Source organism: Paenibacillus sp. FSL R10-2796 (genome assembly GCF_037965315.1).
GTDB classification, from domain to species: Bacteria; Bacillota; Bacilli; order Paenibacillales; family Paenibacillaceae; genus Paenibacillus_AQ; species Paenibacillus_AQ odorifer.
On the sequence record NZ_CP150178.1, the window covers coordinates 2,840,347 to 2,866,545 of the forward strand.

The 26,199-nt window shown below is 40.7% G+C and carries 25 protein-coding genes; 15 read left to right on the forward strand and 10 right to left on the reverse strand.

Annotated elements, in window-relative coordinates:
• Window positions 1–87: 87 nt before the first annotated feature.
• Both NST58_RS12635 and NST58_RS12640 read right to left on the reverse strand, forming a co-directional pair.
• Window positions 88–2,523: a glycosyl transferase gene (locus tag NST58_RS12635; RefSeq protein WP_036685988.1), complete on the reverse strand. Its 2,436-nt coding sequence runs from the start codon at window positions 2,521–2,523 to the stop codon at window positions 88–90.
• Window positions 2,524–2,699: 176 nt separating this feature from the next.
• Window positions 2,700–3,755, reverse strand: coding sequence for a LacI family DNA-binding transcriptional regulator (locus NST58_RS12640; protein ID WP_036685989.1), 1,056 nt, complete (start codon window positions 3,753–3,755; stop codon window positions 2,700–2,702).
• Between the two features lie 287 nt (window positions 3,756–4,042).
• On the opposite strand from NST58_RS12640, the gene NST58_RS12645 reads away from it, so the two are divergent.
• Both NST58_RS12645 and NST58_RS12650 read left to right on the forward strand, forming a co-directional pair.
• The gene (locus NST58_RS12645; protein ID WP_339248045.1) at window positions 4,043–5,065 is read left to right on the forward strand and encodes an ABC transporter substrate-binding protein; all 1,023 of its coding nucleotides are present in this window, start codon (window positions 4,043–4,045) and stop codon (window positions 5,063–5,065) included.
• 121 nt (window positions 5,066–5,186) lie between these two features.
• Window positions 5,187–6,782, forward strand: a complete 1,596-nt coding sequence (locus NST58_RS12650; protein WP_248548051.1) for a helix-turn-helix domain-containing protein — start codon at window positions 5,187–5,189, stop codon at window positions 6,780–6,782.
• Window position 6,783: 1 nt separating this feature from the next.
• Here NST58_RS12650 and NST58_RS12655 read toward each other — a convergent pair whose 3' ends face one another.
• Complete coding sequence (locus NST58_RS12655) at window positions 6,784–6,975, reverse strand: DUF6199 family natural product biosynthesis protein (RefSeq protein WP_076130567.1); 192 nt, start codon at window positions 6,973–6,975, stop codon at window positions 6,784–6,786.
• A 256-nt stretch (window positions 6,976–7,231) separates the two neighbouring features.
• Here NST58_RS12655 and NST58_RS12660 point away from each other — a divergent pair, with 256 nt between their 5' ends.
• The gene (locus NST58_RS12660) at window positions 7,232–8,128 is read left to right on the forward strand and encodes an SDR family oxidoreductase (RefSeq protein WP_339248049.1); all 897 of its coding nucleotides are present in this window, start codon (window positions 7,232–7,234) and stop codon (window positions 8,126–8,128) included.
• Between the two features lie 260 nt (window positions 8,129–8,388).
• Complete coding sequence (locus NST58_RS12665) at window positions 8,389–8,706, forward strand: hypothetical protein (RefSeq protein WP_076310549.1); 318 nt, start codon at window positions 8,389–8,391, stop codon at window positions 8,704–8,706.
• On the opposite strand, the gene NST58_RS12670 is transcribed toward NST58_RS12665, so the two are convergent.
• On the reverse strand, window positions 8,696–9,373 hold the full coding sequence (locus NST58_RS12670) for a DUF1796 family putative cysteine peptidase (protein WP_076189817.1): 678 nt from the start codon (window positions 9,371–9,373) through the stop codon (window positions 8,696–8,698). The genes NST58_RS12665 and NST58_RS12670 overlap by 11 nt on opposite strands.
• A 498-nt stretch (window positions 9,374–9,871) precedes the next feature.
• Here NST58_RS12670 and NST58_RS12675 point away from each other — a divergent pair, with 498 nt between their 5' ends.
• Together NST58_RS12675 and NST58_RS12680 are read left to right on the forward strand one after the other, a co-directional pair.
• Window positions 9,872–10,513, forward strand: a complete 642-nt coding sequence (locus NST58_RS12675) for a phosphoribulokinase (RefSeq protein WP_076305226.1) — start codon at window positions 9,872–9,874, stop codon at window positions 10,511–10,513.
• Between the two features lie 12 nt (window positions 10,514–10,525).
• Window positions 10,526–10,951, forward strand: a complete 426-nt coding sequence (locus NST58_RS12680; RefSeq protein ID WP_339248054.1) for a GNAT family N-acetyltransferase — start codon at window positions 10,526–10,528, stop codon at window positions 10,949–10,951.
• 118 nt (window positions 10,952–11,069) lie between these two features.
• On the opposite strand, the gene NST58_RS12685 is transcribed toward NST58_RS12680, so the two are convergent.
• Window positions 11,070–13,631: an Ig-like domain-containing protein gene (locus NST58_RS12685; RefSeq protein WP_339248056.1), complete on the reverse strand. Its 2,562-nt coding sequence runs from the start codon at window positions 13,629–13,631 to the stop codon at window positions 11,070–11,072.
• A gap of 248 nt (window positions 13,632–13,879) precedes the next feature.
• On the opposite strand from NST58_RS12685, the gene NST58_RS12690 reads away from it, so the two are divergent.
• The 5 genes from NST58_RS12690 to NST58_RS12710 all read left to right on the forward strand — a co-directional run bounded on the left by NST58_RS12690 (window position 13,880) and on the right by NST58_RS12710 (window position 16,554).
• A complete protein-coding gene (locus NST58_RS12690; RefSeq protein ID WP_076141723.1) occupies window positions 13,880–14,671 on the forward strand; it encodes an AraC family transcriptional regulator in 792 nt (263 codons plus the stop codon).
• Window positions 14,668–14,958, forward strand: coding sequence for a DJ-1/PfpI family protein (locus tag NST58_RS12695; RefSeq protein WP_248548057.1), 291 nt, complete (start codon window positions 14,668–14,670; stop codon window positions 14,956–14,958). Before NST58_RS12690 ends, NST58_RS12695 begins: the two co-directional genes overlap by 4 nt.
• 126 nt (window positions 14,959–15,084) lie before the next feature.
• Complete coding sequence (locus tag NST58_RS12700) at window positions 15,085–15,528, forward strand: hypothetical protein (RefSeq protein WP_339173492.1); 444 nt, start codon at window positions 15,085–15,087, stop codon at window positions 15,526–15,528.
• A 48-nt stretch (window positions 15,529–15,576) separates the two neighbouring features.
• Window positions 15,577–16,041 carry an NUDIX domain-containing protein gene (locus tag NST58_RS12705; protein ID WP_076183322.1) on the forward strand — a complete coding sequence of 155 codons (465 nt, stop codon included), beginning with the start codon at window positions 15,577–15,579 and terminating at the stop codon, window positions 16,039–16,041.
• 78 nt (window positions 16,042–16,119) lie between these two features.
• A complete protein-coding gene (locus tag NST58_RS12710) occupies window positions 16,120–16,554 on the forward strand; it encodes a hypothetical protein (RefSeq protein ID WP_081383513.1) in 435 nt (144 codons plus the stop codon).
• A gap of 33 nt (window positions 16,555–16,587) precedes the next feature.
• Here NST58_RS12710 and NST58_RS12715 read toward each other — a convergent pair whose 3' ends face one another.
• A complete protein-coding gene (locus NST58_RS12715; RefSeq protein WP_081383512.1) occupies window positions 16,588–17,547 on the reverse strand; it encodes a hypothetical protein in 960 nt (319 codons plus the stop codon).
• A gap of 134 nt (window positions 17,548–17,681) precedes the next feature.
• On the opposite strand from NST58_RS12715, the gene NST58_RS12720 reads away from it, so the two are divergent.
• The 4 genes from NST58_RS12720 (at window position 17,682) to NST58_RS12735 (ending at window position 19,178) form a co-directional block, all read left to right on the forward strand.
• Complete coding sequence (locus tag NST58_RS12720; protein WP_076189823.1) at window positions 17,682–17,921, forward strand: hypothetical protein; 240 nt, start codon at window positions 17,682–17,684, stop codon at window positions 17,919–17,921.
• Window positions 17,922–18,340: 419 nt separating this feature from the next.
• Window positions 18,341–18,538: a hypothetical protein gene (locus NST58_RS12725; RefSeq protein ID WP_282579736.1), complete on the forward strand. Its 198-nt coding sequence runs from the start codon at window positions 18,341–18,343 to the stop codon at window positions 18,536–18,538.
• Window positions 18,501–18,839, forward strand: coding sequence for a hypothetical protein (locus NST58_RS12730; protein ID WP_076130556.1), 339 nt, complete (start codon window positions 18,501–18,503; stop codon window positions 18,837–18,839). The genes NST58_RS12725 and NST58_RS12730 overlap by 38 nt, the downstream gene beginning before the upstream one ends.
• Window positions 18,840–18,851: 12 nt before the next feature.
• Window positions 18,852–19,178 (forward strand): YolD-like family protein, encoded by a 327-nt coding sequence (locus tag NST58_RS12735; RefSeq protein ID WP_076279830.1) that lies wholly within the window; start codon window positions 18,852–18,854, stop codon window positions 19,176–19,178.
• A 162-nt stretch (window positions 19,179–19,340) separates the two neighbouring features.
• On the opposite strand, the gene NST58_RS12740 is transcribed toward NST58_RS12735, so the two are convergent.
• The 4 genes from NST58_RS12740 to NST58_RS12755 form a co-directional block, all read right to left on the reverse strand.
• Window positions 19,341–20,168, reverse strand: a complete 828-nt coding sequence (locus NST58_RS12740) for a hypothetical protein (protein WP_339248063.1) — start codon at window positions 20,166–20,168, stop codon at window positions 19,341–19,343.
• A 1,827-nt stretch (window positions 20,169–21,995) separates the two neighbouring features.
• A complete protein-coding gene (locus NST58_RS12745) occupies window positions 21,996–22,526 on the reverse strand; it encodes a GNAT family protein (RefSeq protein ID WP_076219398.1) in 531 nt (176 codons plus the stop codon).
• Window positions 22,527–22,718: 192 nt separating this feature from the next.
• Entirely contained in the window at window positions 22,719–22,970 is a 252-nt protein-coding gene (locus NST58_RS12750; RefSeq protein WP_076219399.1) for a DUF3951 domain-containing protein, read from the reverse strand.
• 1,948 nt (window positions 22,971–24,918) lie between these two features.
• Window positions 24,919–26,163 carry a site-specific integrase gene (locus NST58_RS12755; RefSeq protein WP_339248067.1) on the reverse strand — a complete coding sequence of 415 codons (1,245 nt, stop codon included), beginning with the start codon at window positions 26,161–26,163 and terminating at the stop codon, window positions 24,919–24,921.
• Between the last annotated feature and the right edge of the window lie 36 nt (window positions 26,164–26,199).

Genomic DNA, 26,199 nt, shown 5'->3' on the forward strand with positions numbered 1-26,199 from the left:
CCTGAATCCTTCAGGCGGCATCCCACTGTTAATTTTAGATCCGATCCGCTCAATCGTTCAAACGAACGGTGAGCGGATTTTTTTGTATTAACCCAGTTCTACAACTACTTGGTGTACAGCACCGTCTCCAACAGGAGTGATGATGTTACCTTCTACAGCTGCGCCATCCAAGGTAAGACTAGCTACACCTTTGGATACATGGTTCGGGTTCTTGATTTGAATCACATAAGTATCTCCACGGAAGACACGGGTGATTTCAAAGCTGTCCCACTCTGTAGGAATACAAGGATCGATCTTCAGACCATTGAAGTCCGCTTGAATACCAAGGATAGATTGTGTAATCGCTACATAGTTCCAAGCAGCAGTACCAGTTAACCAGGAGTTTTTAGCTTCCCCGTGGCGAACGGCATCTTTACCTGCGATCATTTGCGAGTATACATAAGGTTCAGTACGGTGAATTTCACTGATGTCCTCCAAGTAAGCAGGAGCAATTTTAGCGTAAATTTCAAACGCTCTGTCGCCATGTCCAAGTACAGTTTCAGCGATCATGATCCAAGGGTTATTGTGGCAGAAAATACCAGCATTTTCTTTGTAGCCCGGAGGGTACGTAGAAATTTCACCCAGGTTCAGATAGTACTTGGAATATGGTGGCTGTTGCAATACGATACCGTATTTAGTATCCAAATGCTCTTGCACGGAAGTCAGAGCTTTTTCAGCTTGACCATCTTCCACACCGATACCGGCCATAACACAGATACCTTGTGGTTCGATGAAGATTTTACCTTCTTCGTTTTCTTTGGAACCGATCTTGTCGCCATAGTGGTCATAAGCGCGCAGGAACCAGTCACCATCGAAACCGTGAGTGAGTGTGATTTCACGCATGTTGTCAATCTTAGCTTCTGCATCCGTAGCTACGTCATTAAGTCCGCGCATCCGGCAGATTTCTGCATAGTCCGGTCCAACGAAGACGAACAGACCCGCGATAAATACGGATTCCGCTACGCGGCCTTCGATGTTGGCAGTTGTTTGGAAAGATTCGCCTGGTTCTGTAGAGAAGCAGTTCAGGTTCAAGCAGTCATTCCAGTCTGCACGGCCGATCAGCGGCAAGCCGTGAGGTCCGAGATTGTTAGTTACATGCTCGAAGGAGCGTTTCAAGTGCTCAAACAGAGTAGCTGTGTTGTCCGGATTACTGTCAAAAGGAACCTGCTCATCAAGAATCGATGTGTCGCCAGTTTCTTTGATGTAAGCAGCTGTGCCAAGGATCAACCAAAGCGGGTCATCATTAAAGCCAGTACCGACTTCATTGTTACCTTTTTTGGTGAGCGGCTGGTATTGGTGATAGGCACTGCCGTCTTCAAATTGTGTAGCGGCGATATCGAGAATACGTTCTTTAGCACGTTCAGGAATTTGGTGCACAAATCCGAGCAAGTCTTGGTTAGAATCGCGGAAGCCCATACCACGGCCAATACCGGATTCAAAGTAAGAAGCGGAACGGGACATGTTGAAGGTAACCATACATTGATATGGATTCCAGATGTTAACCATACGGTTCAACTTGTCGTCGCCACTTTGGATTTGATATTTGGACAACAGGTTATCCCAGTGTGCAGCCAGTGCAGCCAAAGCAGCGTCCACTTGAGCGTCTGTAGCAAATTGCTCGATCATAGCCTCTGCTGGTTTTTTGTTGATTACGTTCAGAGATTCCCATTTGTCTTCTTCTGGGTTTTCAATGTAACCAAGGACAAAGATGAAGCTTTGCTCTTCGCCCGGCTCCAGAGTAATGTTCAGGGCGTGCGATCCGATAGGGGACCAGCCGCTCGCTACCGAGTTAGTTGGTTCACCTGCAGCAACAGCTTGCGGGCTTTCCAGACCATTGTACATACCTACGAAAGCTTCGCGGTCAGTATCAAAGCCGGCGATTTCTTTGTTAACAGAGTAGAAAGCGTAGTGGTTTCTGCGCTCACGGTATTCTGTTTTGTGATAGATAACAGAACCCTTCACTTCAACCTCACCAGTGCTGAGATTGCGTTGGAAGTTAGTCATATCATCTTGTGCATTCCAAAGACAGAACTCTGCAAAAGAGAACAGTTTAACGGATTTCTTCGCGGAACCCGTGTTTTTCACTACAAGACGATGTACTTCAGCGTTATGACCCATAGGTACAAAAGCAAGCTGGTTTACAGAGATACCGTTGCGTTCACCAGTAATGGAGGTGTAGCCAAGACCGTGACGGCATTCGTAGAAGTCCAGATCACGTTTTACTGGCATCCAGCCTGGAGTCCAGAAATCACCATCATCATAAAGATAGTAGTAACGGCCGCCAGCATCCATTGGGATATTGTTGTAACGGTAACGGGTCAATCTTCTGAGACGAGCGTCTCTATAGAAGGTATAGCCACCAGCAGTATTAGAAATAAGTCCGAAAAATTGTTCATTACCAAGGTAGTTAATCCAAGGGTAAGGTGTTTTTGGTGTGTTAATTACATACTCTTTACGAGTGTCGTCAAAGGTACCGAATTTCATGTGAGAAAGTCTCCTTTCGATTGTGAACGCGCGTTTATAAGTTTCAGGAAAAATTCCCTCGAGGGAAGGGATTCTTTCCGTTGTTTCTAAAAGATAGTATTAGGCAGTGATTTCGAGACCCAATGATAGCAGCTCCACAGAAAAATATGTATTCTTCAGTGAATGATGAATCTGTGCTACTTCTTCGGCGGTTGACAGGAATCTCTCTCCACTAAACGAGCTGGAAAGCTGATCGTGCTGAAAGTCGGCTGCTGTGAATCACACAGCTCGATTACTTTTTCCACTGCAGCCTTGGACATTTCATAAATCGGCAAGCGTACAGAGGTCAGCTTAGGCTGAATACGGGATGCCAGCTGAATGTCATCGAAACCCGCAATGGAGATATCCTCAGGGACAATGATTCCATGTTCGGAGAACGCTTCCATCGCTGAAATAGCCATGTCATCGTTGGAAGAGAAAAAGGCAGTCGGCAAAGGTTCACCAGAAGCAAGCAGCTTCTTGACCTCTTCATAAGCCGTCTCTTTCAGAAAATCACCCTTAAGAATAAACTTTTCATTCATAGGCAGACCATGTTTTTTCAGCGTGTCCTCATAGGCCGTGTAGCGTTCTCGACCAGAGTACGTATTCATTTGCCCACAGATGATGCCGATCTCTTGATGGCCTAAGGAGATTAAATGTTCAATCACTTCTGTGGTGCCCTCGTAATCTTTGGAATTCACAATGGCCAAATGATTGCGGTCAAGATGCTCCGACATAATCTCTGAGATATCATAATCAATCAGTACTAGCGGAGAATCGAGTCCCACCATTTCGCGGACGATATTAATATCCTTCTGAGTGCCGACAATTATACCACCGTCAATCCGTTTTTGCAGAAAAGCTTGTTTTACCTTCAGAAAATCGTCCGGAGAGTATACCGTATGAATCAGAACGTAACATCCGCGGGCATTCGACGTGTCGACTACGGCATCGACGAATGGTGCAAAGTAATTGTTCTGATAAATTCGGGTAGTGTTCTCTTTCTCGTTCATACTGATGGCGAACAATCCGATGGTATCGGTTTTCTTACCGGCCAGAGCCCGTGCAAAGCTGTTCGGTTCGTACTGATGTTGCTCAATCACCCGCAGCACTTTGGCCCGGGTTTCTTCAGGAACATTGGAATAGTTGTTGATCACGCGGGATACCGTACTACGGGAAACCCCGGCCAACTTAGCAATATCTTCGCTGCGCATGTTTCCCCTCTTTTCATAAACGCGCGTTTATGAGTTTATTGTAAGCGAAAGCATCGTATAAATCAATCGTAAAAAAGAAATTTTGCGATCAAGTTAATAAAGGATGACATATTTTTAATAGAAGAAGAATCCTACCGAATAATGATAGAGCAGAGCAACTAGAAATAGTTTGTATAAGTTTTTTGCGGAGAAAGTGCATTGAAAGCTATGAAAGTCATGCTACTATTGTGATAAAGGTTATTGAGAATGATAATCAATGACAATAAAGCATAGGAGTGAAGGGATCAATGGCAAGATGGGGTCAGAAGTTTTTATGGGCAGCGGTACTTATAATGGCAATAACTGCGCTGGCAGCATGCGGAACGAATAACAATACTGCGAAAGAAAACGTTGCTAAGACACAGAATGCAGAGGAATCTACCTCAGCGAGCACTAGCGCACCAACTGAAGGAAATGGAAATGCCGCAGAAGAGGGTGCAACTCGGACGATTGCCGGGGAATTCGGGGATGTTGAAATTCCAGTTAAACCGCAACGGGTAGCCGGGATCTATGTTGAAGATTATTTGAAGGCATTGGGCATTACCCCGGTGGTGCAGTGGTATCATCCAAGCTGGGGCAAACAGGATTATTTAAATCTTGATGTACCAGAATTTGATATTACCGGTAGTATGGAAGTGTTGCTGGAAAAAGACCCTGACTTGATTATTATGGATGGAGGTGCGGATGCGGCGAAATATGAACAATATTCCAAGATAGCACCAACCTATCGTCTACCTGAGGCGGTGTTGCAAGACTCAAGACAAGTGCTTACGGCTATTGCAGATGCGCTCGGTATTCCGGAGAAGGCGGAATCTGTCCTTGCAGCGTACGATCAGAAAGTGGCAGAGGGGAAAGCTAAGCTGCAACAGGCCCTAGGTCAGGAAAAAGTAGCAGTGATCCGGCTCAACGTAGCGGATAAAACCTTTGCTCTATTCGGTGTTAAAAACCGTTTCACCGGTGTAATTTATTCTCAATTTGGTCTGACACCTGTGCCTATGGCGGCAGAAATGACCGAATATCAATCTATTATCTCCGAAGAGCTTATCCCTCAGCTCGAAGCGGATCATATCATTGTGTTCCCTGACAACGGGGGCTGGGATACTGAAGGGAATCAGGAAGCGACTCAAATCCTTGATGGCCCGTTGTGGAAGAGCTTGCCGGCGGTGAAGAACGGGAATGTTTATAGAATGGAACGTTCCCACTGGCAGACTGGTGCCATCACAGCCAATTCGATGAAGCTTGATGACTTGCTGAAAGCTATGGTGAAATAAAACGGCAGCCGTCGTAAGGAATAGCATAAAGAAGGTCTATCAGCATAGTTGATAGACCTTCTTTTTTATTCTAAACTATAGTAAAGTGAATGAAAATGGTTCTCAATTGGAGGGCGCTAGAATGGCAGAAGATTTACAAGACAGCAATAAAAAGAGGCTATTCTATAGCTTGATTAACATAGAAGCCCAATCCTTATCGGTGAACGGACAGACCTTAGTGTTTCAAAATCATACCCTGATCATTGTATCGGAAGGACAGGGATGGTTAGAAGCCGAGGAGAAGCGTTTTCCTCTGGAAAAAGGTGTCGGGTTCTTGTTCGAACCTGGGCTAATAAGCAAAATCAATGCCGAGGAGCGAGGACTTAGCTTCTATAGGCTTACGTTTGAAGTCATCGAAACGGGGGGAAGCAGGCAGAGTGGAATGGAAAAGGGGACTAAAGAAGGAATTCTCCAGTCCGGCCCGCTAAGCTGCAGACCTTTTTCACAATGTGCATTACTGCTGGAGGCTATCTATCATAGTCGCAGAAGTACGGAAGAGATTGAATGGTTCGCAGGCCATACCCGCTTTCAAGAGTTACTGCTGCTGATCATGCGGGCAAATTCCTCTGTCATCCAGATGAAAGGAGCCCATGAGGCGGTACAGCGTTCCATCCGCTATATGCAGGAACACTACAATCACGCCATAACCGTCGATCAATTAGCTGAAGTGGCAGGCATTACACGTGCACGCTACACACAGATTTTTAAAGAAGTGACAGGGCGGATTCCCTTAGAGCATTTGAACGGACTTCGTATTGAAAGGGCGCAGCAGCAGTTGCTGCTTACGAATGACCGTATGCATGATATCGCGTTATCTGTAGGGTATAGCAATGAGTATTATTTTAACCGGCGTTTCAAAAGATCGGTGGGCGTTACGCCCGGCCAATACAGAAGCTTCCATCAGGAAGGGCTGCGGGTGTTCGCTCCTTTTCTGGAAGACTACCTGCTGGCTCTGGATATTACACCAGTGGCGCAATATTCTCACGCTCAGTGGGGGAAGCAAGAGTATCTGTCCCTCCTCGATGTGCCTGCGGTTGATATTTCGACTGGCGATTGGCAGGAGCTCTCCCAGTACATGCCCGAACTGATCCTGCTGGATGATGGCTTTCAGCGTTGGCACCTGGATGAGTGCAGCCAAATTGCTCCGTTGTTCAAGCTGCCTTTTCATCAAGAGGATTGGCGGGCCACGTTATTTTCCGCAGCAGCCGTCTTTGGCAGAACGGATCGTGTCCAGGAAGTGATCGGCAATTATGAGCATCGGGCGCAGCAAGCTAGACGAGAGCTAAACCGTTCTGTCCAAGGGCAGACTGTAGCATGCCTTAGAATATCTTCCTACGGAATCAATCTCTACGGATGCGGGCAATTGGGTTATACAGGTAGCGTACTCCATCATGATTTAGGTTTGCAGCCCCATGCCTTGGTTCCGAAGTTGACTCGTGGACAGAAGCGGGTGAGCCTAACAAGAGAAGAGCTTGCGAGCCTCACTGCAGATCATTTGTTCATTACCTTTGATCGACAGGAAGGAGAAGGACGGGAGCTGTTGGATACACCGCTTTGGCGCAATCTGCCCGCTGTTCGTAATCGTTGTGTATATGAGGTGGATTTTATGGCCTGGATGAATTATGGGGTATTGTCGCATCAGCGCAAGATTGAAGATGTGTTAAGAGCGTTAGGGTAAGTCAGAAACTAGTCCAGATAAAAAAGAGGATAATAAGTGCCACTATACTGCTGATGCGAGTCATTAATAAATAGGCATCACTGGGTTCTACATCACCTTTCATCATCCAGCCATAGCGCATGTACCATCCCAAATGAGGAAAGAAGATATTAAGCAATGCTAATAGTACAAAGAGGAATATAAAAAAGCCCATGATTTATCACTCCTTTATCTAATGTATACGCCAGACTATACGGAGCGTTCCCTAACTAACAAGTGAGCTTCCATATATTTATTTTTAGGCGGGGGATACCCTAGCCACCTTGACAGGTGGTTGGGGTATTTTTGCGGCACTATTCAAGGCTATGTTATTGAAGGTGAATGTTTAGAGGCGTGCTTGTTGTGTTTACATAACAAAGAGTTCGGAAAATATAGAAATGTATTTCTAAAAATAAAGGAGGAATTGATCGATGTCTAACCAATATACGATGCAAGATCCTACCACTCAGTACACTAAGGCTGGACCGGAATTTCAGCAGCAACAAGAGGAGCCGGGTCTGCAGAAGAAAATGAATCCAGTACCTGATACAGGAGAAGATACCTATAAAGGAACTGGGCGTCTGACCGGACGTAAAGCGTTAGTTACGGGAGCCGACAGCGGTATAGGCCGTGCTGTTGCTATTGCTTTTGCTCGTGAGGGGGCAGATATTGTTCTATCTTATATGCCCGAGGAAGAGGAAGATGCAAAGCAGGTGGTCAAGCTAGTGCAGGAAACGGGTCGTACTGCAATCGCCATTCCAGGCGATCTGAAGGATGAGACATACTGCGAACAACTCGTCGATACTGCGGTTAAAGAGCTAGGTGGAATTGATATTTTAGCCAATATCGCGGGCAAACAGCAATTCGTTCCAGACATCGCTGATCTCACTACGAAGCATTTTGACGACACATTTAAGACGAACGTGTATGCTATGTTCTGGCTGTGCAAAGCTGCGGTGAAGCATATGCAACCGGGCAGCACCATTATTAACACTTCTTCTATTCAAGCTTATAATCCCTCACCCATCCTTTTGGACTACGCGACCACCAAGGCTGCTATTAATACATTCAGTAAGTCTCTCGCTCAGCAAGTAGCTGATAAGGGGATTCGCGTCAATGTAGTAGCACCTGGTCCCGTATGGACACCTCTTCAAGTTGTGGGTGGGCAACCGGAGGAAGTGCTGAAGGAGTTCGGGTCGAGCACACCACTAGGTCGTCCGGGACAGCCTGCGGAGATGGCTCCGGCATATGTATTCCTGGCTAGCCAGGAATCTAGCTATATCAGTGGCGAAACACTGAATGCGAACGGCGGAACTCCAACTCCATAAACCGCTCAGCGGAATGTTGATATTGTAAATACGGCGAAGCATCCAAAAGTACCCTGCTAATTTTAGCTGTGGGGTGCTTTTGTTTTTATATATAGAAAGGAGTATTATAGAATTCGAGACTTTTTCTCCCATTATTTTCATGGAATATGATCTATACTGATCAAGATTGTCGAATATATAGTTTTCCTGCGATTACCCAAGAAATAATTTGAACGGCTCTAAGTTATAGGGGAGACCCAGAAAGAATTAGGAGATGTATGATGCGAAAAAAGAAACTAGCGATCCTCACCATTTGCTGTGTCTTATTCATGGCGTGTTTTCAATCGGGATCTGTCCTTGCGGATAAAGGAAACGGAACAGTAGTAGATAGTGGAACCAAGGAAAGGCTGATGGAGAAGTATGATCTTGTAGAGCCTGAACCCGCAAATCCAGCAGCGCATGGGAGTCAATACGATTTTGGAATTAGTAACCCTATTTCTTTATTGGTCAGCATCAGTAGGCTGTATTTGTATCCATATGTTTTTGCAACAGAGGAAATAATTAATCATATGATCGATCAAAGCGAAATTAGTTATTAGTTACGTGTATGTCTTTCAAAATATAATCCCAGCTATCATAATCGTTCATATCCTCAGGAACTTCTAACACACAAATATCACTTATGTTCCAATTTAATTCTTGTACCGAGATTGATTCACGAACGGGAATAAGAATAAGAATAATAAATTCGTTCGGTTTTAATAAATCAGACAAAATTGACTGTAGCTCTACAGCCTGTTCATATGAGGCAAACCATCTAATGAATAAAGTTTTTTTACTGTGGATTAACTTGTCCCAAAATCTATTAATTCGTAATTCCAGCTTCGCTTTATACGAAGGATAGGTTATAGACCAGTGTTTACCTTGGTGGATTGGAAAATCATGAACTGAGATAATGTTATATAAAGTATCCTGAATAAAATAGGATTTCACTAGTGCATTTTTATTCCCATTAGGATAGACTGGTAATCCATCCTCCAGAAAAAAATGTGTTTCATCAAGAATTTGCAGATTTATTAATTCCATGAAATTTTGAAATCTATTCTTATAAAGTCTATTTACATCAGCCAATGAATAAGAAACCATCCAGTCGAGCGGCATGGAGAATTTCCTCAAGCTATTTCTTTGCAGATTTATAGCAGGAGCACAAGACATCCCTAAGCTTACTATTAAATCATAGCTTTTTTTCACAGCTTGTAATTTCATGGACTCACCCATTTTCAATCAGATTCAGTTTCTAATAAATTATATACACCATTTTCTAGGATTGATTGGTTTAAGTGCAATGAGATACACAGGAAAAAGAGAGCAGCAATTTTCACTGCCCCCTAAACCTATTAATTACGTTGTAACAAAATATATCCGCTAATGCTTGAAGTTTTTTTACGAAAGACCACTTTAAAACCAACATCGTTGTCTAATAAGCAAGCCAAAGCGGTGTTAAGCAATCCGTTGGGTCTCAAGCTAGGTCAGCACGGCACGGCATTTCCAATAACACGGGCGGCAATAATCCTACGTGCTGATCCAGCAACCAAAGGATTTCTGCTCCAACTGATCAATACTAAATCTGGCTGACGAGTAGCCATGGAAGATCTACCCCTTTCTATTAAGTTTCTTTATATAAAATGCACCATTGATTTTAATGTGCTAAACCATAGCGGAGTAAGGAATACATAGGATCGAGTAGGGAGAGGGGCTAATAATATGGACAAGGTGTTACATAAGATAGCTAATTTGATTAGCGGTGAGGCTAATAGATTCATCATTGGGATTTCGGGTCATGGTGCATCTGGAAAAACAACGTTTGCTCATAATCTTTTAAAGCTTTTGCAACAGGATGATGTGAATTATATTAATACAGACCCCTATATTGTTGAATCTAGTCTTAGAAAATACACTTCTATCGACTATGAATATAAGAATGTACATTATCACGATAAAGTGACAGCTTGTCATCCTGCTGCTCATCATATATTTGCTTTAGAGAGAGACATTCATATGTTGAGGGATGGGTTGGATTTTTACACAATTGGCACAGACTATACAAAAAGTATGTTCATATCTTCACAAAACAAGGTAAATATTGTAGAAGGCATGAGCGTTGCCTTTACTGATCCGGATTTGTATGATCTGAAAATCTACTTATACACGGATGGAGAAACTGAGTTGATGAGAAGGAGTATACGTGATGTTTCTGAAAGAGGAACAGATATTAATTATTTAAGAAAATCCCATGAACAGCGCAGGATGCAATATGAGTTGTTTATGCATTCTTATCATCATAAATTTGATATCGTTTTAAAAAATTCCAATGAAGAGTATGTTCTTGAAAAGGGAACGTTGTAGAGGGGGAAGAGAATGCTTCCAAATGTTAGGCTAGCAACGATATGTGACGCGGATGTTTTGTCTAGATTAAATCATGAGTTCAATGGTGGAGTAAAACGTCCTGTGCCGGAGATCATCAAGTGTTTGAACAGCAATAATGAAGTGGTGGCCGTGGCTACTTTAAGGGATGAAGTGGTTGGTTTTGGCTGTGCTCAAAGTCTGAAATCATTTTGTTATAATGAAGCATATGGTGAAATTACTGAAATGTATGTAAAAGAGTCAGCTCGTAGAAATGGTGTCGCTACTGCACTAATTTCTTTTCTGGAAAGTCAGCTTTATTCTCGTGGAGTCAAAACAGTTAAGATTTTAACAGGAGAAGATAATCGTGTAGCCATTAAAGCGTATGAATTGAACGGGTATGTTAAGGATGATGAAGTAATGTTAAAGAAAAAACTTTAAAGCCATAGTGAACAGTGAATTAGGCAATTTATTGTGCTGGTCCAATTGGATAGCAATAAAAGGACGGAAGCCGCTTTACTGGCTTCCGTCTTTTTGGAACTGTGGAGATGAACAGACGCTATTTATTTATCGCTGAGTCACCTATTGGAGTGAATGTATTCTCCACAGTAAGGTTAGAGAACTTAGCATAGTTCAGTTGCTCAATCTTATTGGCGACATCATTGCTGTCAACGGCGAATCCGACATATACCGAACCCTCCATAACAATAGTTCGCTCGCCAATTAGCTTCCAGTCTTTTCCGTCCGTTGATCCGTAAGCATAGAAAACATCTCCCTTACGGCCAAGCTTGAGCCAATACCCTTGCTCCACACCATTAATTTTAAATGGAACATCTGAAACAAGTTGAATGCCAGCTTTTTCAGCAGCAGATACGCTGTCTAAAGTTTCAGTTAATTCATCAAATCCTCCGCCCTTAATATTTCTGCCCGTCAGATAAGATGACCAGCTGGTTTCTTTGGACAACTTCACATAGGAGATACCAAGGGCCGCCGCGGCACTGTCTTTATTCAAGTCATCGCGGATCATTAGCCCGGTGAAGGCATGGTTGTCAACGGCCCCGATTTCTTCGAGCTTCGCGGTAAATTCCATATCTCCGTTCATTTCTTTATACACGAAGTGGAAGTCATCTTTGGTTGCATTGTTTGCTTCGGATCGTTCTGTGCCACCTTCACTTTTTCCAAGCTTTCCGTTGCCTTTAACGGTAAGCACATCATTTGTCATACTTCCGGAACCCTTAATGTTCGGATCACCGATATCTGCTGTAGTCCAACCCTTTCCAGCCAGGGAAGAGGTAGCAGCATTGATATGGATGTTAGTGGCTGTGGTCTGCGTCTCATTTCCTTGGGTATCGGTCACTCTTGCAGAAATATAGTATGAAGCATCCGTTAAATTCTTGAGGGTATATGTGTATGTGTTGCCTTTTTTGACTGCTTCCCCAAGATATTTAGAACCATTATATACAGCAACTTTTTTTATTTTGTTTCCGGATCTAGGGGAAGCATTGATTTTAACTTCGACCTCTTTCCCGGTAACAAATTGTGCATTGTTTTCTGGCGCTAAAAGCTTAGCATCAGGGTTTTCGGCGACGTGTTTCATATCAACTAGGCCGTTAATATAAAGCTCAAGCCAGGTGTAACCATTTTTAGTAACCGTTTTGTATGCATCCTTGCTGCCCCAGATTTTATTTTTCTTTTCCCACTTGTCGTCTATTCCGTTTTTATTAGTGTCAAATTGCTTATCATATTGTGCCTCAATGACGCCAAAGTCTGAAATGTAACCCCCGACTTCATGTTCAGTGTTGATATATCTTCCCGAGTTCTGCTCGACTTCTGCCACAATTCTTGCATCGATAGCATCGCGACGTGGATAGGTAGCGCCCGCTTGTTGCAGAATGCTTTTTAATAGTGATTCATTCGCTTGCTTTACGCCGGACTTAACATAATTATCAAATGCTTTATTGGTAATACCATGGTTAACTCCAGTACTGTCCGCGGAAAGATATGGTGTGGCTGCAAGGGTCGTCTTTTGCTCACCACTCTGTACGCCAGAAAATTTCACATAATCTGAAGAATCATTCAGTAAGCCTGTGAGCTTACCGTTAATTCTGTTTCCAGCAATATAGAAACCGCCCAGCTTGGTAGCTTCACCGGCATCAATCACTCGGTTAGTTACATTATCTCTTGTACCTGGGCCGGCAATTTCGATATTGTTCATAAAGTTAGTAAAAGTAAACCCTCCGCCATAAGTGCCGTTAAAGCCCCAATTGTAAATTACATTGTTCGAGAACTGAACAACCGCCACATGATCAGCATCTGCAGCACCTGCGTAACCGCCGCCTAGTCTTGGATTTCGCGAGGTATGGTTCGCATACAGATTGTGATGGAATGTTGTTTTGTCTCCGCCTGAAATACCGCCGTAGCCATGTCTTCCTTTGGAATGCCCGGATAGAGTCAGACTTTCGGAAATAATGGACCACTGGATCGTGCCATTTTCGCCTCTATATAAAGATAGAGTTTCATCTGTGTTCCAACTGAAGGAACAATGGTCAATGAGGAAGTAGTTGTTGTCTCTCCCCCAAAGCGCATCCATTGAATCACTGCCATTATACACATTAGTGGCACCCGGACGGAAAGCGGTGTACCGAATAATGATATTCTCTGAATTGCTGATATTGGTATCCCAACCTGCAATGGTAATTCCGTTGCCTGGAGCGGTTTGCCCAGCGATGGTCAGGTTTTTAATATTATTGAGACTTAACGTGCTCTTCAGTTCAATCGTTCCGGAAACATGAAAAACAATGGTACGACCCTCTTTAGGCGTAGATAAAATTCCATAGCGAAGGGACCCTGCAATCGGTTTGTCTTTTACAGCGTAATCTTCAAGGGTAGTTACGATGTATACATCGCCCCCTCGACCACCGCTTGTATAGGCGCCGCCACCTTCCGCGCCAGGAAAAGCAAGAATAGAGGCACCCGCAAAACTTTTGTCTCCGTCTGCCTGCCCTGAAGCTGCAAGTGTGTGACCTCCTAAAAATGAAAACGCTACCGAAAAACTCAATAAGACACCTATAACCTTACCTGATTTTTTACTCTTCCATTTCATCTTTTTGACGTATAACATGGATACAGTCTTATCGCTGAATGCTGTTCCTGTTATACTTCCTCCTCTCAGTGAAATGTTACTGGTCTGCGACAAGCAGCTTACTGGTAATACTTTAAAACTTTTAGGGCGTATTTACCTGCCAAAAAAATCTTTTTTTGTGCCAACTATTGCTCTTTGGTTCTTGCGTAAACGAACAAATTCATATTATGTTCTTAGTATTACAGCAGCTATAGTGCTTGGCATTCCATGACGATAGGGAGAAAAACATGAATATTAAATATCAGCATCGTGACCAGGCGTTTCACTCCTTTATTTCTACCAATAACACTTATCCTCTTCATCTACACAAAAATGTAGAGATAACAATGGTTTTGTCCGGCAAAATCAATATCAACATCAATGGAAAAGAGTATGATTTGTCTGAAGGAGACATAGCGATTATTTTCTCCAATCAACCTCACAGCTACAAAACCCTAGAGAAAAGCCAGATCCTGCTGTTCTTTTTTGACGCCACTTTTCCGGGGGATTTTGCGGGGGATTTGCTTAATCATGTTCCGGATAACCCTATAGTTTCGAAACAAAAGGTGCTTCAAGATCTGTTGGCAACCTTGTATAAACTATATAAAGAACAATGTGATGTTCGTCTGCTCAAGGCTTATACCTCTGTAGTATTAGGGCACGCGCTGCCGTTACTGCTAATGAAAAAAGTAGACTACAAAAAAGAAATGGATCTCGTCCCCAAAATCCTAGCTTACATCGACATGCATTTTTTAGATCACATAAATCTGAATACGCTTTCAAGAGAGCTTGGCATTAGTAAATTTATCATTTCCCGAATCTTTTCTGAGCAGTTTCACATTTCATTTCGTGATTACATCAATGGCCAACGGGTAGCCTTTGCTCATATGCTGCTGTTATCCACTACCCATCCGGTCACGGATATCGCGTTTGATTCCGGATTCAACAGTTTGCGTTCTTTCTATCGTGTTTTTAAAAATGAATACGGGATCACCCCCAATGAATTTCGCCGAAAAGTATCGAAGGAGTGTGTAGAATGAAAATGATGAGGATGGCTTATATTCTATTTGATGGGATGACCACGTTAGATTTTGTTGGTTTTTACGATGCGGTTACCCGGATGGGAGTTCTAAAGGCGATAGAAAATGTATCGTGGGATTTTTGTTCCAACAAGGAAGAAGTCACGGATGATCGAGGATTGACGTTGAAAATAAACCAGGTTTCCCCTGATCTGTCAGCCTATGATTTGATATTTATCCCTGGAGGGTTATCCACTCGAAAACTTAGATTCGATACTGATTTTATAACATGGATTCAGACTAAGTGAAGATGGATTACCCATATTACAAAGACAATTAACCCTTCCAAAGGGAAATCATAACTATAATATATGGGAATTAATGATATAATTATCCAAAGTGAAATAATTAAGGTGATGAATAGAGGTGTAAGTATGTTGGACACAAATAATAGCAATAGAATGCTGGTAACTTTTCCTCATAGTAAAAAATATCCTTATTTAACTTCATATTGTTTATTAGCCAATGCTTTATACGTAGGTTTGAATGTGTTTTTTGATCTTAGTGTTTATTATTATTTATTTTTTGTCCTGCCAGTTTTTCCTTTTCTATTTATTTCGTTAAAAAGTCAAAAGGAAAAGCATAAACTTGAAGTACTAGATGATAGTGTAGTAATTGGTGAAACAAATATTACGTGTGGTTCCTTGAAAAAAATTGTGATTCATAATCCTATTTCAATATTTTTTCATATAATTCCGGCTCGAAAAAAGAAAAAAATAATTACGATACAGGTAAATAAGGATGAAGCAAAAGATATTTTTACACTATTAAATAAATGGGCACAAAAAAATAGTGTGGAGATCGAAAAACAATATTAGTAGAGCCACTTAGTCCCAGAAGAGATGTTGAAGATATGAGGTGTCACGATGAAGATAGGAAAACCGATTAGAAAGAAGGTATACGGATTTATTTTGCAAGACAATGAAGTTGGAGAAAAGACTTTATTAGTCTATCTTAATGAACCAGAAGTACCCTTTAGATTAGTAGGTGGAAATGTCGATGCCGGGGAAACAGAAGAAGAAGCGTTATTCAGGGAAATTCAAGAAGAAAGTGGACTTAAACAATTTAAATTAGTAAAGAAAATAGGCACACAATATTATTATAAGGATTTTATAGATGCGAATGTCGAAAGACATGACTACCTTCTAATTCCAGAAACGAGATTACCTGAAAAGTGGAGCTTCACTGGAGAAGGAGAAGGTGAAGACTGTGGGACTATTTTTAACTACCAATGGATAAATCAAGATGAAATAGACTTATTAGATAAAGAGTTTAGAGAATACATGACGGAAGATTACATGCAAGAATTATTCAGCAAGGTAAAAAGGTAATCCATCTAAACCAAGTGCGAAATGATGATTTGAAAAATCGGCTGTAAGTATAAAAAGCATAAAGATGGTGGGATTGTTTTGCGTGCAGTTAAGCCTATAATGTTATGGTTTATTTCGACGATTTTATTCACCCTGGCAGCCTTTGGATTGGAGCTTTGGGAAGGAACTAAAATAAGTACAACAGAATATTACGGTTTTCAAAACATTGGGTTTGCTTTTATTTTTCTGGTGTTCCTCTTTTCAGTTCTTCTTTACCCGGTTATACTGCTTCCTTTATCATGGGTTATTCGAAAGATAGTTAATCCTTTAGTAAACCGCATAATGATATTCTTATTGAGTGGTATTGCGGGATATGGTTTCTTTTACGAGGTGTACGATGAACGCTTTATACGGGAATACCATTTGAATAGTAGTACAGCTATTATTTTTTTCGGTATTGCTGGTTTCATCTATGCTCTGGTGGATTACTATTTTGAGCGGCAAGCCATTAAAGCCGAACAAAATCCCTGCTAACCGTGGCGGCCGGCAGGGACGTTATTTTTTAATCTAAGTATTAGGTAATTTGTTAACCTCGTCAGTAAAGGCTTCCAAGTACTGGGTGAATAATCCTGTATCTATTTTGGTGGTTGCATCATTTGCAATAGGAGGCGTATCTTGGATTTGTTTGTACATACGATCCATCTCACCCGTGAGCTTAGCCCAGATGCTTTTAATTGAATCATATTTTGCATCAAGGTTGCTGATATAACTATCGTATTCCATTTTTTGAATCATAGCTTTTCCTAATTGCTCGATTGTAAAATCTATATCTATTGTTTCACCCGTAGAGCCAGTTCCTGAACCTGCATACCAGCTGATATCAACAAATCCATCATTCCAAATATCTGAAACGACAAAATTACTGATTTCTTTAAGCATCGCTTCAGGAGACTGTTCAGTTGTACCTGCATTACCTGAATCTGAAGTATTAATTACAGGTTCCTTGAAAAGTTTCCTCACTTCGTTAAATGCATCCTTATCTTTGTCATTAGACGAATACCCCCAACCAACTTTGTCATCTTTAATAAAAATGATAAGTTCGCTATTGGAGGAAGACTTCTCACCTTGGATAAGCACGAGTTTATCTTTTCCGCCATCTTTGTCCTTATAATCAGCTGTTTCAATTACTGTAGGATTCTTAAGTTTATTATTCTCGGGTGTCTCAGTAGATTCAGCCATTTGGAAAATGGGTTGTACATCTGGAAGTATATTTTCGGATACGAATTTCTTTTTCGCTTCGATATCTGAACCATTGAGGAAAATCTCCACATAGTTGAGAGCCAGTTTCTCGGAAGCTGTAAGTTTCTTTTTTGGCTCAGGAGTGGGCTCTGAAGGGCTGGCTGTTGCTTCGGACGGTATAACTCCTGTAGACGTTGTATTTTTTTTCTCTGAATTTGTTGTGGAACTACCACATCCTGAAAGGATTACAATAGTTGCCACGATACATAAAAAAGCTTTTTTGTTCAATTTTATATCCCCCTAAATCTGCTAATAATTGCTAATTAATTCTACCAGATATAGGAATAGTAATCTATGAATTATAATTTATGGCGGAACCAATATATTAGATTAGCGTGTTTTATTTGTCGGAGGTGAGCATTTTGCTGAAAGTACTAAGAGTGTGCGGTATTTTATTCAGTGCAGCAACAATCATTCTGGGAATCACATTTTTCCGCGGCCAGGATCAAGTGATAGTGTCTTGGACTATGCTGGGGATGTGCGGAGCTTTAATATTTAATGGAGCGGCATTGTATTTGAAAACGAAAGATAAAATGGCTGTGCTATCCTCGATTGTTGGGATTGTATTGTTAATAGTCTCGCTTACTCAGTTTCCTTTTTAAAAATTAAAAACAGCCTCGTCAACCTTAATGGGTCGGCGGGGTGTTTTTACGTTTTTTCCCTTTATATTTATTTCTTTTTTTTCTTAGTGGGTCCGATCTGACGTCTTACCTTATCGTTCTCATCTACCTCAATGATATAAATCTCCTTCACTGTACCGGAGAGAGTAAACCATTCACGCATAGCTTCAGCCTCAGTCATCGGTCCTAATATTCGTTTCCCCCTATAACATATAAAAAACACTCATACTCCTTAGTTTGTTTGCGGAAATGCAATAAATGCTTATAGAACAAATTATAAACCTGAGCGATGACTTTGTATGTAATAATTCATGCCTGACGGGATATTTTTACATTGATTAACGAACGTACGTTTGGTTATAATACAAACAAATGTTCTTATCCTTGGAAGGTGAGTAATTATGCAAATAAGCATCGGTCAAACCATTGAAATAGTGTATCAAGATAAATCAGGTAAGATATCTCAACGGAAAATTGATGTGAAAGGGATTCGTGGGGGATATATTCGCGCAACTTGCTTATCAACCGGAGCACCGCGCGTATTTCTGGAGGCTAATATTCTTGCTTGGCAGCCTGTGCAAAAAAAGCGCTATGCTTAGTGACACCGCCCGAAAGCTACTAATGATCATGCGCCACTCTGCCGTGCATCATGCTCATATGCCAACTCTACAGGAGTTAGAGATCAAGAGTGGACGGACACCAGATAAGATCATTAGTGGGCTTAGGGAATTAGTTAACGAAAAATATATAGAATGGACCCCACACACTCCACCCGAGAGCGCCCGAATTATTGAAGGCTGGGAAAGGATTGACCCTAGGTTTAAAAAGAGAAAGTCAGAGCCACAAGAACTCCAATGGGGGATAGATGGTAGTAAAACGAACTACTGGACGGATTATTAGGAGGGCAGCTTCATGATGAAAAAATTAGAGAACGTATGGGAGTGTAGCAGAATGATATTGCCCGAACATAAAAACCGGATTATAGATGACAATAATGAGCAGGAACGTCGTGAAAAACCCACTCTAGATCTACAGGAGATAGAGCGCTTTGAAATATTGTTATATCGTTCGATGGAAGAGCACAGCCCGATTACACTCACTCTGTTTGATCCCATGGAGAATATATTAAAACGAGGTATCGTGATGAAGCTGGATAAACAACAGGGAATTAAACTCCGTTGGTCGGAGGAGGAGTGGGATTGGTTCAAGATGGAGGATGTTATTGCAATAACTACATAATGCACTTCATAAAAAACAGGTTAGGAGCAATCTCCTAACCCGCGCTGTACTTCTGATATTAATGTTCTGCTCCGTGGAATAAGACGACTGGTGAGGTACTTGGCAGTGCTGGCGCAATGCTGACGATAGTGAGGACCAACAATAAAGAGACGGCAAACTTTTTCATAGAGACTCAACCCTTTCTTTGAAATTTATTATTTTCTCTTCAAAATCTTTAATCTGAGTAGCATCAGCACATGAACGTAATGATTCGAAGTATACTACTGCTTGTTTAAAGATTTTATCAGAGTTTGTGACCTCAGCAGAATCTAATAATTTCATACTATATTTGATAGCTGAATTATAATCTTGAATTTTTGTTTTATATCTGATCATATTAATAAAAAAAGTTTCTTGGTAGGAATTTATTATAATTTCATCAGCAGCGGTATCCTCAAATTTTGAAATACTATTAGAGAAAAGTTCTAAATGAGATTCAATGTTTAAATTGAAATTAGTAGCTGTCTTTAACAAAGTTATCAGTCCCGGTAGAACTTCTTTAGTGTTGGATAAAAGGAAAGAAACATAACGATCTATGAATTGAATATTTCCGGAAAGCACTTCTACTTCTAAGAGATTTGGCTCTGATATGTACTTATAATAGGCTACCTCATTTAATCCTTCAGCATCTAATCCCTTGAACCAACTCAAATCACTGTAAGCTTTAATGTAAGTTCGAGCTTTATCATAATTTTCGATTTCTTTGTGGGCTAGTCCCAACATAAGCAAGCTGTAACCATAATAATAAATTAAAGGTCGTTGGTGTTTTAGTTCCAGTTCATTATTGTGTGTGTAATTATTATAAATTTGAGTTATTCGGTTGAAAAAGGTATCTGCTAGTTTTAGAAGATTGGGCCAGCTTTCAAAAGAATATATCATTTTAAGAACTTTTACGGCTGGATCAAGATCTAGAAGATTTATATCTAAATCTAAATCGATATTTCCATCCAACGGCCTCACCTGCCTTTATTTTACATAATATACCTGTATTATACAATGTAATCAATAGATGGTCAATTAAGTGCTCCATATAAAAAATAGATGATTAATAGGGACCAATAAAGTAAATCTATCCATTATTGCGTCATGATGTGTGCCTGGGTAAGCTTTGGCCTGATGGCACTGTATTAGCTGAAAGTCCTTACTTCACGATCTCAGATGAGCTTGATTCGACTGTATTGTAATAATCGCGTTTATCAAATACTACCATTTTAAGGATTGTGTTACATATGTTTTATTTCATAAGAGGAGTCGCAACCAGCATGAGCCAAAAAAGCAAAAACCTTGTACTCGTTGCGGATTCGACGATGAATTTATAACAGATTATCTGGAAGGAGGAACAAGGAACAAGGAAGGTTAATGATATATTTTGTGGAAACTGAACAGCCCCAAGTAATCCAGTGAATTGATGAACAATACGAAGATAAAACGTATTTGAAATATATGTTGAGGAGCTCTTGGACCTTCATAAAATTCGATTTCGTCAACAAAACCTGATTTTTTAGTAAAGGTTCAAAGAAGGTTTGTTTCTCTTGTAGACACAGAGGACAATTTTGTTAATATGGGGAAAACTATTTTTCGCAAAGTCAGGTAATAGCTTAAGCGGCATGATAAAGAAATAAAAATTATTCAAAAGGTGAGCCGCAGAAAAGCGACTCTTTTTGTTTTGCAGTCAGCCATTTGTAACGAAGGTTGTAATTAAACTATTCGAGGTGAACGGCTTCCAAACAGCAAACCTACCAGGAGCCATATAGAAGACGTACTTTACTTGCCAACATTGCAAGCATGAGTACGTGGCTTTTTATACAGATCGGAAGTAAGGGAGTTACAAGCAAAGATCAGACGAGTGCAGACTAAGCTTCAGAACCGAAGAGTTGATCAGGCTACAACGTTGAAGCAAGTCAAAGATATTCAAGCACAGATCAAGGCAGGCATGGATAGGCGAGATTGGAAATAGAGAAATGCATGAATTATTTCACCTATAACTCATCGGATCTAGCGAAGTTCATTTATTCAGGCGAGAAGTTTGAAGAATGAAAAAGACACTGGATTGTGAGGGTTAACCACCCTCTAAGTAGCAGAATAGCGAAACATATAGTTTAGCCCATAGAAATAAAGGATCAATAGAGCTACCGATCCAACAAACATCCAGATAATCACCTTTGTTCTACGATTCATTAAATCACCTCGATGTAATTTCCTGAATTATACCATAGGGGGTCATATCCAGTATGAGACAAAAAAGGGATACGGTGCGAATTTACCTTTTGGTGTCCACCGGAATCAATTAGCCACGTGGGACCCGAGTACCTGAAAGACAGGCTTCCTAATATTAAAATTGATCGTCATATCGCTTTTATCAAAAAAAACACTACGGTCTTGAAGTAGCACGGTGGGGAAGGCTGAGGAAGGGAGCGAAAAGGCATGACACAGACAAACATTTGCCCCCGAGAGGGAGCAGAGGCGGCTAAGCTCGATCCGGAATCGGCTGTGCCGAGATTTTTTGTGAATTTCTTTTCGGTAAAGAGGTGTTAATTTACTGGTTTCAAAAAAAGAGGCTAGGAGAGTCTGTCTAGCCTTCTACGTTTGGAAGATGTGATAACAGTTGCTCTACTTAATACACAGTACGAAGATACAGATCATTAAATGAGTAGGAGTAACCCTCCTCTCCCAAAGGCTATGACGAAGTAGACGCAAACTATTCATTTAGTTGAGCAACGTGAAAATATAGTAAATAAAAAGCCTACACCATAAAAATGTAGGCCCACTCATTAAAAGTTACTCTGTTACTAATTTTGAGAAAATGCTTAAATCAATAAACTTTCCTTTGGACTTTTCGCACTTTCTCATTGTTCCTTCGAATGTATAGTTTAACTTTTGCAAAACTCTTATGGAATTATTGTTTTCGGGTTCGACTTTTGCTTCTATCCTGTTGAAATTTAAAGTATTGAACGCATAATCCATCAGAGATTGAATGGCCTCAGGAGCATATCCCTTGCCCCAATAATCTTTACCAATATCATATCCAATCTCTGCTTTAGCATTTGAAGAATCTATAGAATTATAACCGCAGGAACCAATTATGCGATTTGATTCTAACTCAATTACGGAATAACGAATAGCTTTGTTTTCCAAAGACAGGTTATTAAGAATTTTAATCATTTCTACTGCTTGGCTTTCCTCAGTGAAACTATTGATATTCATAAACTTTGTAACCTCTGGATCAGACCAAATGTTAAACAAACTAGCAGAGTCAGATAATTTCATTTTTCGTAATATTAGTCTTTCGGTTTGTATTTCTGTAATCAATATATTACCTCCATTATCTATTTATTTTGGGGTTAAGATATCGATATCTGCGCATAGTTCAGTCCCTTCAATATTTAATTCAACACTATTATAACGTAAGAGTTTTTTTATGTCACAGTACGAAGATACAGATCATTCAAGGAGTAGGAGTGTCCCTCCAAAGGTCATGACGAAGTAGCAGCCTATTGTGCATCAGGGAAGAGAAGGTCGTCGTTTTGATAATGAAATAATGTTTTTGTCCTTATCATCACCATGGTCTGCATTTTCTTCTATCTCTTTTTTCTCATCGTGAAACTCAACAGGAGATTGGGCCGTGATGTAGTCAAATGGAGTGTAATTATTATTTGGTAATTTTCTTGTAAGGATTACCTTTACAATGATGATTCCTAATGAAAGATAGAAAATCGCGCCTATTCCAGCCAACATGAACAGTACTAATCTCATTGTTAACACCGCCTTTGTTTGATTTTATAATCAAATGTTAATATTTACAAGATTCAGGCCGCTGCGTACTATTCATTCGACTGAGATTTGATGCACAGTAGGAATATACAGTGACAAAGAGGGTTAATAGCTCTCCTCTCTTATAGAATCTGATGATCGGGAGTTTGCCCTAAAAGAACCGACAAGTACGATCGGTGGGAATATAGTAGCTACAGCATGGTGAGCGGCGATAAGTGTCCTTGCTGCGGGGGAAGAGTGATTCATCGCATTTGGAACGAAGAATTGGATTGTGTAAAAACAGATGATAGATGTCTCTCCTCCGAATATCAACGTAACTGGTCATATGGGCACACCTTCACTTCTAGTTGGCAGATGGGACGGAGGATACCCGTATAGCACATCTAATTCAGAGGTCGAGGAGATAGAATAGGAATTCTCTCGGCAGGTCAGGTTAGTACGAACCCGCCGTAAGGATCAGAGACGCAAGTATTTCCGCAGATTAGCATGGAGAGAACGCGCCAATAATCGGACATAGCCAATAAGGAGAGATAAACGAAATGGAAAAATAACCAAAGTTCAAGAAATCAGGACTGAAACCGGAAGACAAATTAATCATGCATACATGATACGAAGCTTGGAAGGAAGTAAACAAGGACAAGGTATGGACGGTGAAATCGGAACCGTGGGACTTGCATCAGAGGTAGTGTTGCTGGAAGGTTTTTAATGGCGGGTTTGCGACTGAATATCTGAAGAAGGTAGAGGGTTAACCACCCTCTCCTATATAAAGGAGAGGACAAATAACCAGTATGTATAGAAAGAACAATTACGCAAACAAGTTGCTCAGCGTCAGGGGTTGTACAAATGCAGATATTATAATCGGGGGATGCCGGGTGACCTCAAACGATTGATGATGAGATAAATTAAACCCAACCAAGGGAGGAAAATTGTCAGTATGACAGCAATAACAATCTTCCATATTTCGGATTTCTTTTTCCACATAACTCTAGCAACAAAAATTGGAACAAGTATACGTAGTGCATATATTCCAATACCAATGAGTATATATTCCATTTCAAATTCTCCTTATGTATTATTTATTCTCTTTTTACTATCGGTTGGAAAATAAATCATTATTAACATTGCTTCAATTTATTTGAAAATACAATGAAGAAATGAGGCAAAACCATGAAATCGATAACCATCATGCAACCGTGGGCAACACTTATAGCATTAGGGGAAAAGATATATGGAACGTGTAGCTAGTCCACAAAGCACCGCTATATATGTTGCTTCAATTATCGCACTAGCTGCAGTCGTTATTTTTTTATAAAATCCAAATTTGAGAGGAGCAATTATGAATAAAAATTCAAATAGCAGCACACTTCAAAAAGCAAACTAAGGAATCTAAAAAGGAACTTGTATAGTTCCACGTTAAAGGCGATGACGAGATCAGTGGAAGTTAAGGTGGTTGAATAAACACATAAGACTACTTCTAATTATCCCTCTGTACTCACAGCGAAGGAAATCCAACAAATACTTGGTAAGGTGAACTTCAAACCTATGAACTATTAAACTCGGGTCAATTTCATATCGTGCGGGTCGGAAAGACGATAAAAGTATCCAAGGATGTATTTCTAAAACGGTTACAGGGGGTAAAAAAAGTGGTGCCGATAATGGCACCACTTTGCTTTTTCTTACAACCTATAGATCTCTGAACAAAAGAAAAAGCCTTATATAATAAGGCTTTTTCAGTATAGGACGGATGGGGTTCGAACCCATGACCCCTACCCTGTCAATGTAAACTATTATGGATTGTGAGACAGTGTAGAACTGAAAAATCCTTGAAATGTCTGGGATTGCTGAGTTGGTCAACTAGTGAAAACGAGTGGATAAAAGCACCGAAAAGTTAAGTGCGTCCCCAATCCGTCCCCAACTGGTCCCCAGAAGATTAAAACGAAGGTTGGTCTATCGCGGATTGTTTTTGAAGGTTTTGGGGAGCGAATTTATTGAATCTATCTGCGGTGTCTCGACTTAATTTCTTAGTGACGTGAGCGTAGATATCTGAGGTTGTTTGTTCTCTAGCATGACCTAGTTGTTTTTGAATCGCCTTCATTGGGGCGCCATCTTCAATAAGAAGCGAAGCACAACTGTGACGCAAATCATGGAACCGAATTTTCTTTAAGTTGTGACGTATGAGAAATCTTGTCCACCAACGGTATGGATAAGAGTGATAGAAGGGTTTTCCGTATCCTCCGTGAAAAACATATTCACGTTCGTCACCTTTCCAAAGTCCAGCCTCTTTCTTTTCCCACATATTTTTAAGCCAATCTCTTCTATGGAGTTTTAACTCCTCCACATACCAATCTGGTAATGCAATAGTTCGTTTTGAGCTATTGTTCTTTGGTCCTTTTTCAACGGCTTTACCATCTTCAGTTAAAGAGATACTGTTAACTATCTCCATAGTACGATTCTTCAAATCTACACTTTTCCATTCCAGGCCTACAAGCTCGCCTCGGCGACAACCTCCCACTAAAGCACCTAAGATGAAGAGGCGCCATTTTCGAGGCTCATGATATAAAGTGGAAATGACAGTATTAGCCTCTTCCTCCTCATAAAAATTTCCTTCAGATTGTTCTACTGTTGGCTTTTTCACACCTATAATCGGGTTTTCTTTTATCATCTTCCATTCAGTTGCGCGTTGGAGAATGTTTTTTAAGACGCGATATATATATTGAATTGTTCCTGGTTCTAGACAACCTTCTTTGCCATCTTTACGCGCTTCAGGTTTATGAAGATCCGCAATAAAAGTAACGAGGTGAATAGTTTTTATGGCTCCTAATTCTTTGCTTCCTAATGCTTCTTTGATATGTGATTCGTAATAAGTTTGGTATGTTTTGTAAGAAAGAGGTGAGAGGTTTTTAGAATTTGATGCATACTTGGGTTTCCACACGTTTTCGTAGAATTCATCCAGTTTCATCTTTTGAGGTTTCATGTATGTGCCGGATTCGACTTCTCTTTTGAATTGATGGAGTTGATCATCGAGATAGTCTTGAAGTTTTTTTGTGGTTCTAAGAAGGGCAGGATCATCCACTTTGATGGTTTTGTATTCTTTGTCTCTCACGCCTGAATCTCCTACTTCAACAACAAGACGCCAACTGCTTTTTCCTCTCTTTTCTATACTACCACTTGCCATGAAATTACCTCCTATAGGACCATATGTTCTATTTTT

Coding starts and splice junctions, on each gene's coding strand:
- NST58_RS12635 (WP_036685988.1), bottom strand. CDS start 2,523: ATGAAATTCGGTACCTTTGACGACACTCGTAAAGAGTATGTAATTAAC.
- NST58_RS12640 (WP_036685989.1), bottom strand. CDS start 3,755: ATGCGCAGCGAAGATATTGCTAAGTTGGCCGGGGTTTCCCGTAGTACG.
- NST58_RS12645 (WP_339248045.1), top strand. CDS start 4,043: ATGGCAAGATGGGGTCAGAAGTTTTTATGGGCAGCGGTACTTATAATG.
- NST58_RS12650 (WP_248548051.1), top strand. CDS start 5,187: ATGGCAGAAGATTTACAAGACAGCAATAAAAAGAGGCTATTCTATAGC.
- NST58_RS12655 (WP_076130567.1), bottom strand. CDS start 6,975: ATGGGCTTTTTTATATTCCTCTTTGTACTATTAGCATTGCTTAATATC.
- NST58_RS12660 (WP_339248049.1), top strand. CDS start 7,232: ATGTCTAACCAATATACGATGCAAGATCCTACCACTCAGTACACTAAG.
- NST58_RS12665 (WP_076310549.1), top strand. CDS start 8,389: ATGCGAAAAAAGAAACTAGCGATCCTCACCATTTGCTGTGTCTTATTC.
- NST58_RS12670 (WP_076189817.1), bottom strand. CDS start 9,373: ATGAAATTACAAGCTGTGAAAAAAAGCTATGATTTAATAGTAAGCTTA.
- NST58_RS12675 (WP_076305226.1), top strand. CDS start 9,872: ATGGACAAGGTGTTACATAAGATAGCTAATTTGATTAGCGGTGAGGCT.
- NST58_RS12680 (WP_339248054.1), top strand. CDS start 10,526: ATGCTTCCAAATGTTAGGCTAGCAACGATATGTGACGCGGATGTTTTG.
- NST58_RS12685 (WP_339248056.1), bottom strand. CDS start 13,631: ATGTTATACGTCAAAAAGATGAAATGGAAGAGTAAAAAATCAGGTAAG.
- NST58_RS12690 (WP_076141723.1), top strand. CDS start 13,880: ATGAATATTAAATATCAGCATCGTGACCAGGCGTTTCACTCCTTTATT.
- NST58_RS12695 (WP_248548057.1), top strand. CDS start 14,668: ATGAAAATGATGAGGATGGCTTATATTCTATTTGATGGGATGACCACG.
- NST58_RS12700 (WP_339173492.1), top strand. CDS start 15,085: ATGTTGGACACAAATAATAGCAATAGAATGCTGGTAACTTTTCCTCAT.
- NST58_RS12705 (WP_076183322.1), top strand. CDS start 15,577: ATGAAGATAGGAAAACCGATTAGAAAGAAGGTATACGGATTTATTTTG.
- NST58_RS12725 (WP_282579736.1), top strand. CDS start 18,341: ATGCAAATAAGCATCGGTCAAACCATTGAAATAGTGTATCAAGATAAA.
- NST58_RS12735 (WP_076279830.1), top strand. CDS start 18,852: ATGATGAAAAAATTAGAGAACGTATGGGAGTGTAGCAGAATGATATTG.
- NST58_RS12750 (WP_076219399.1), bottom strand. CDS start 22,970: ATGAGATTAGTACTGTTCATGTTGGCTGGAATAGGCGCGATTTTCTAT.
- NST58_RS12755 (WP_339248067.1), bottom strand. CDS start 26,163: ATGGCAAGTGGTAGTATAGAAAAGAGAGGAAAAAGCAGTTGGCGTCTT.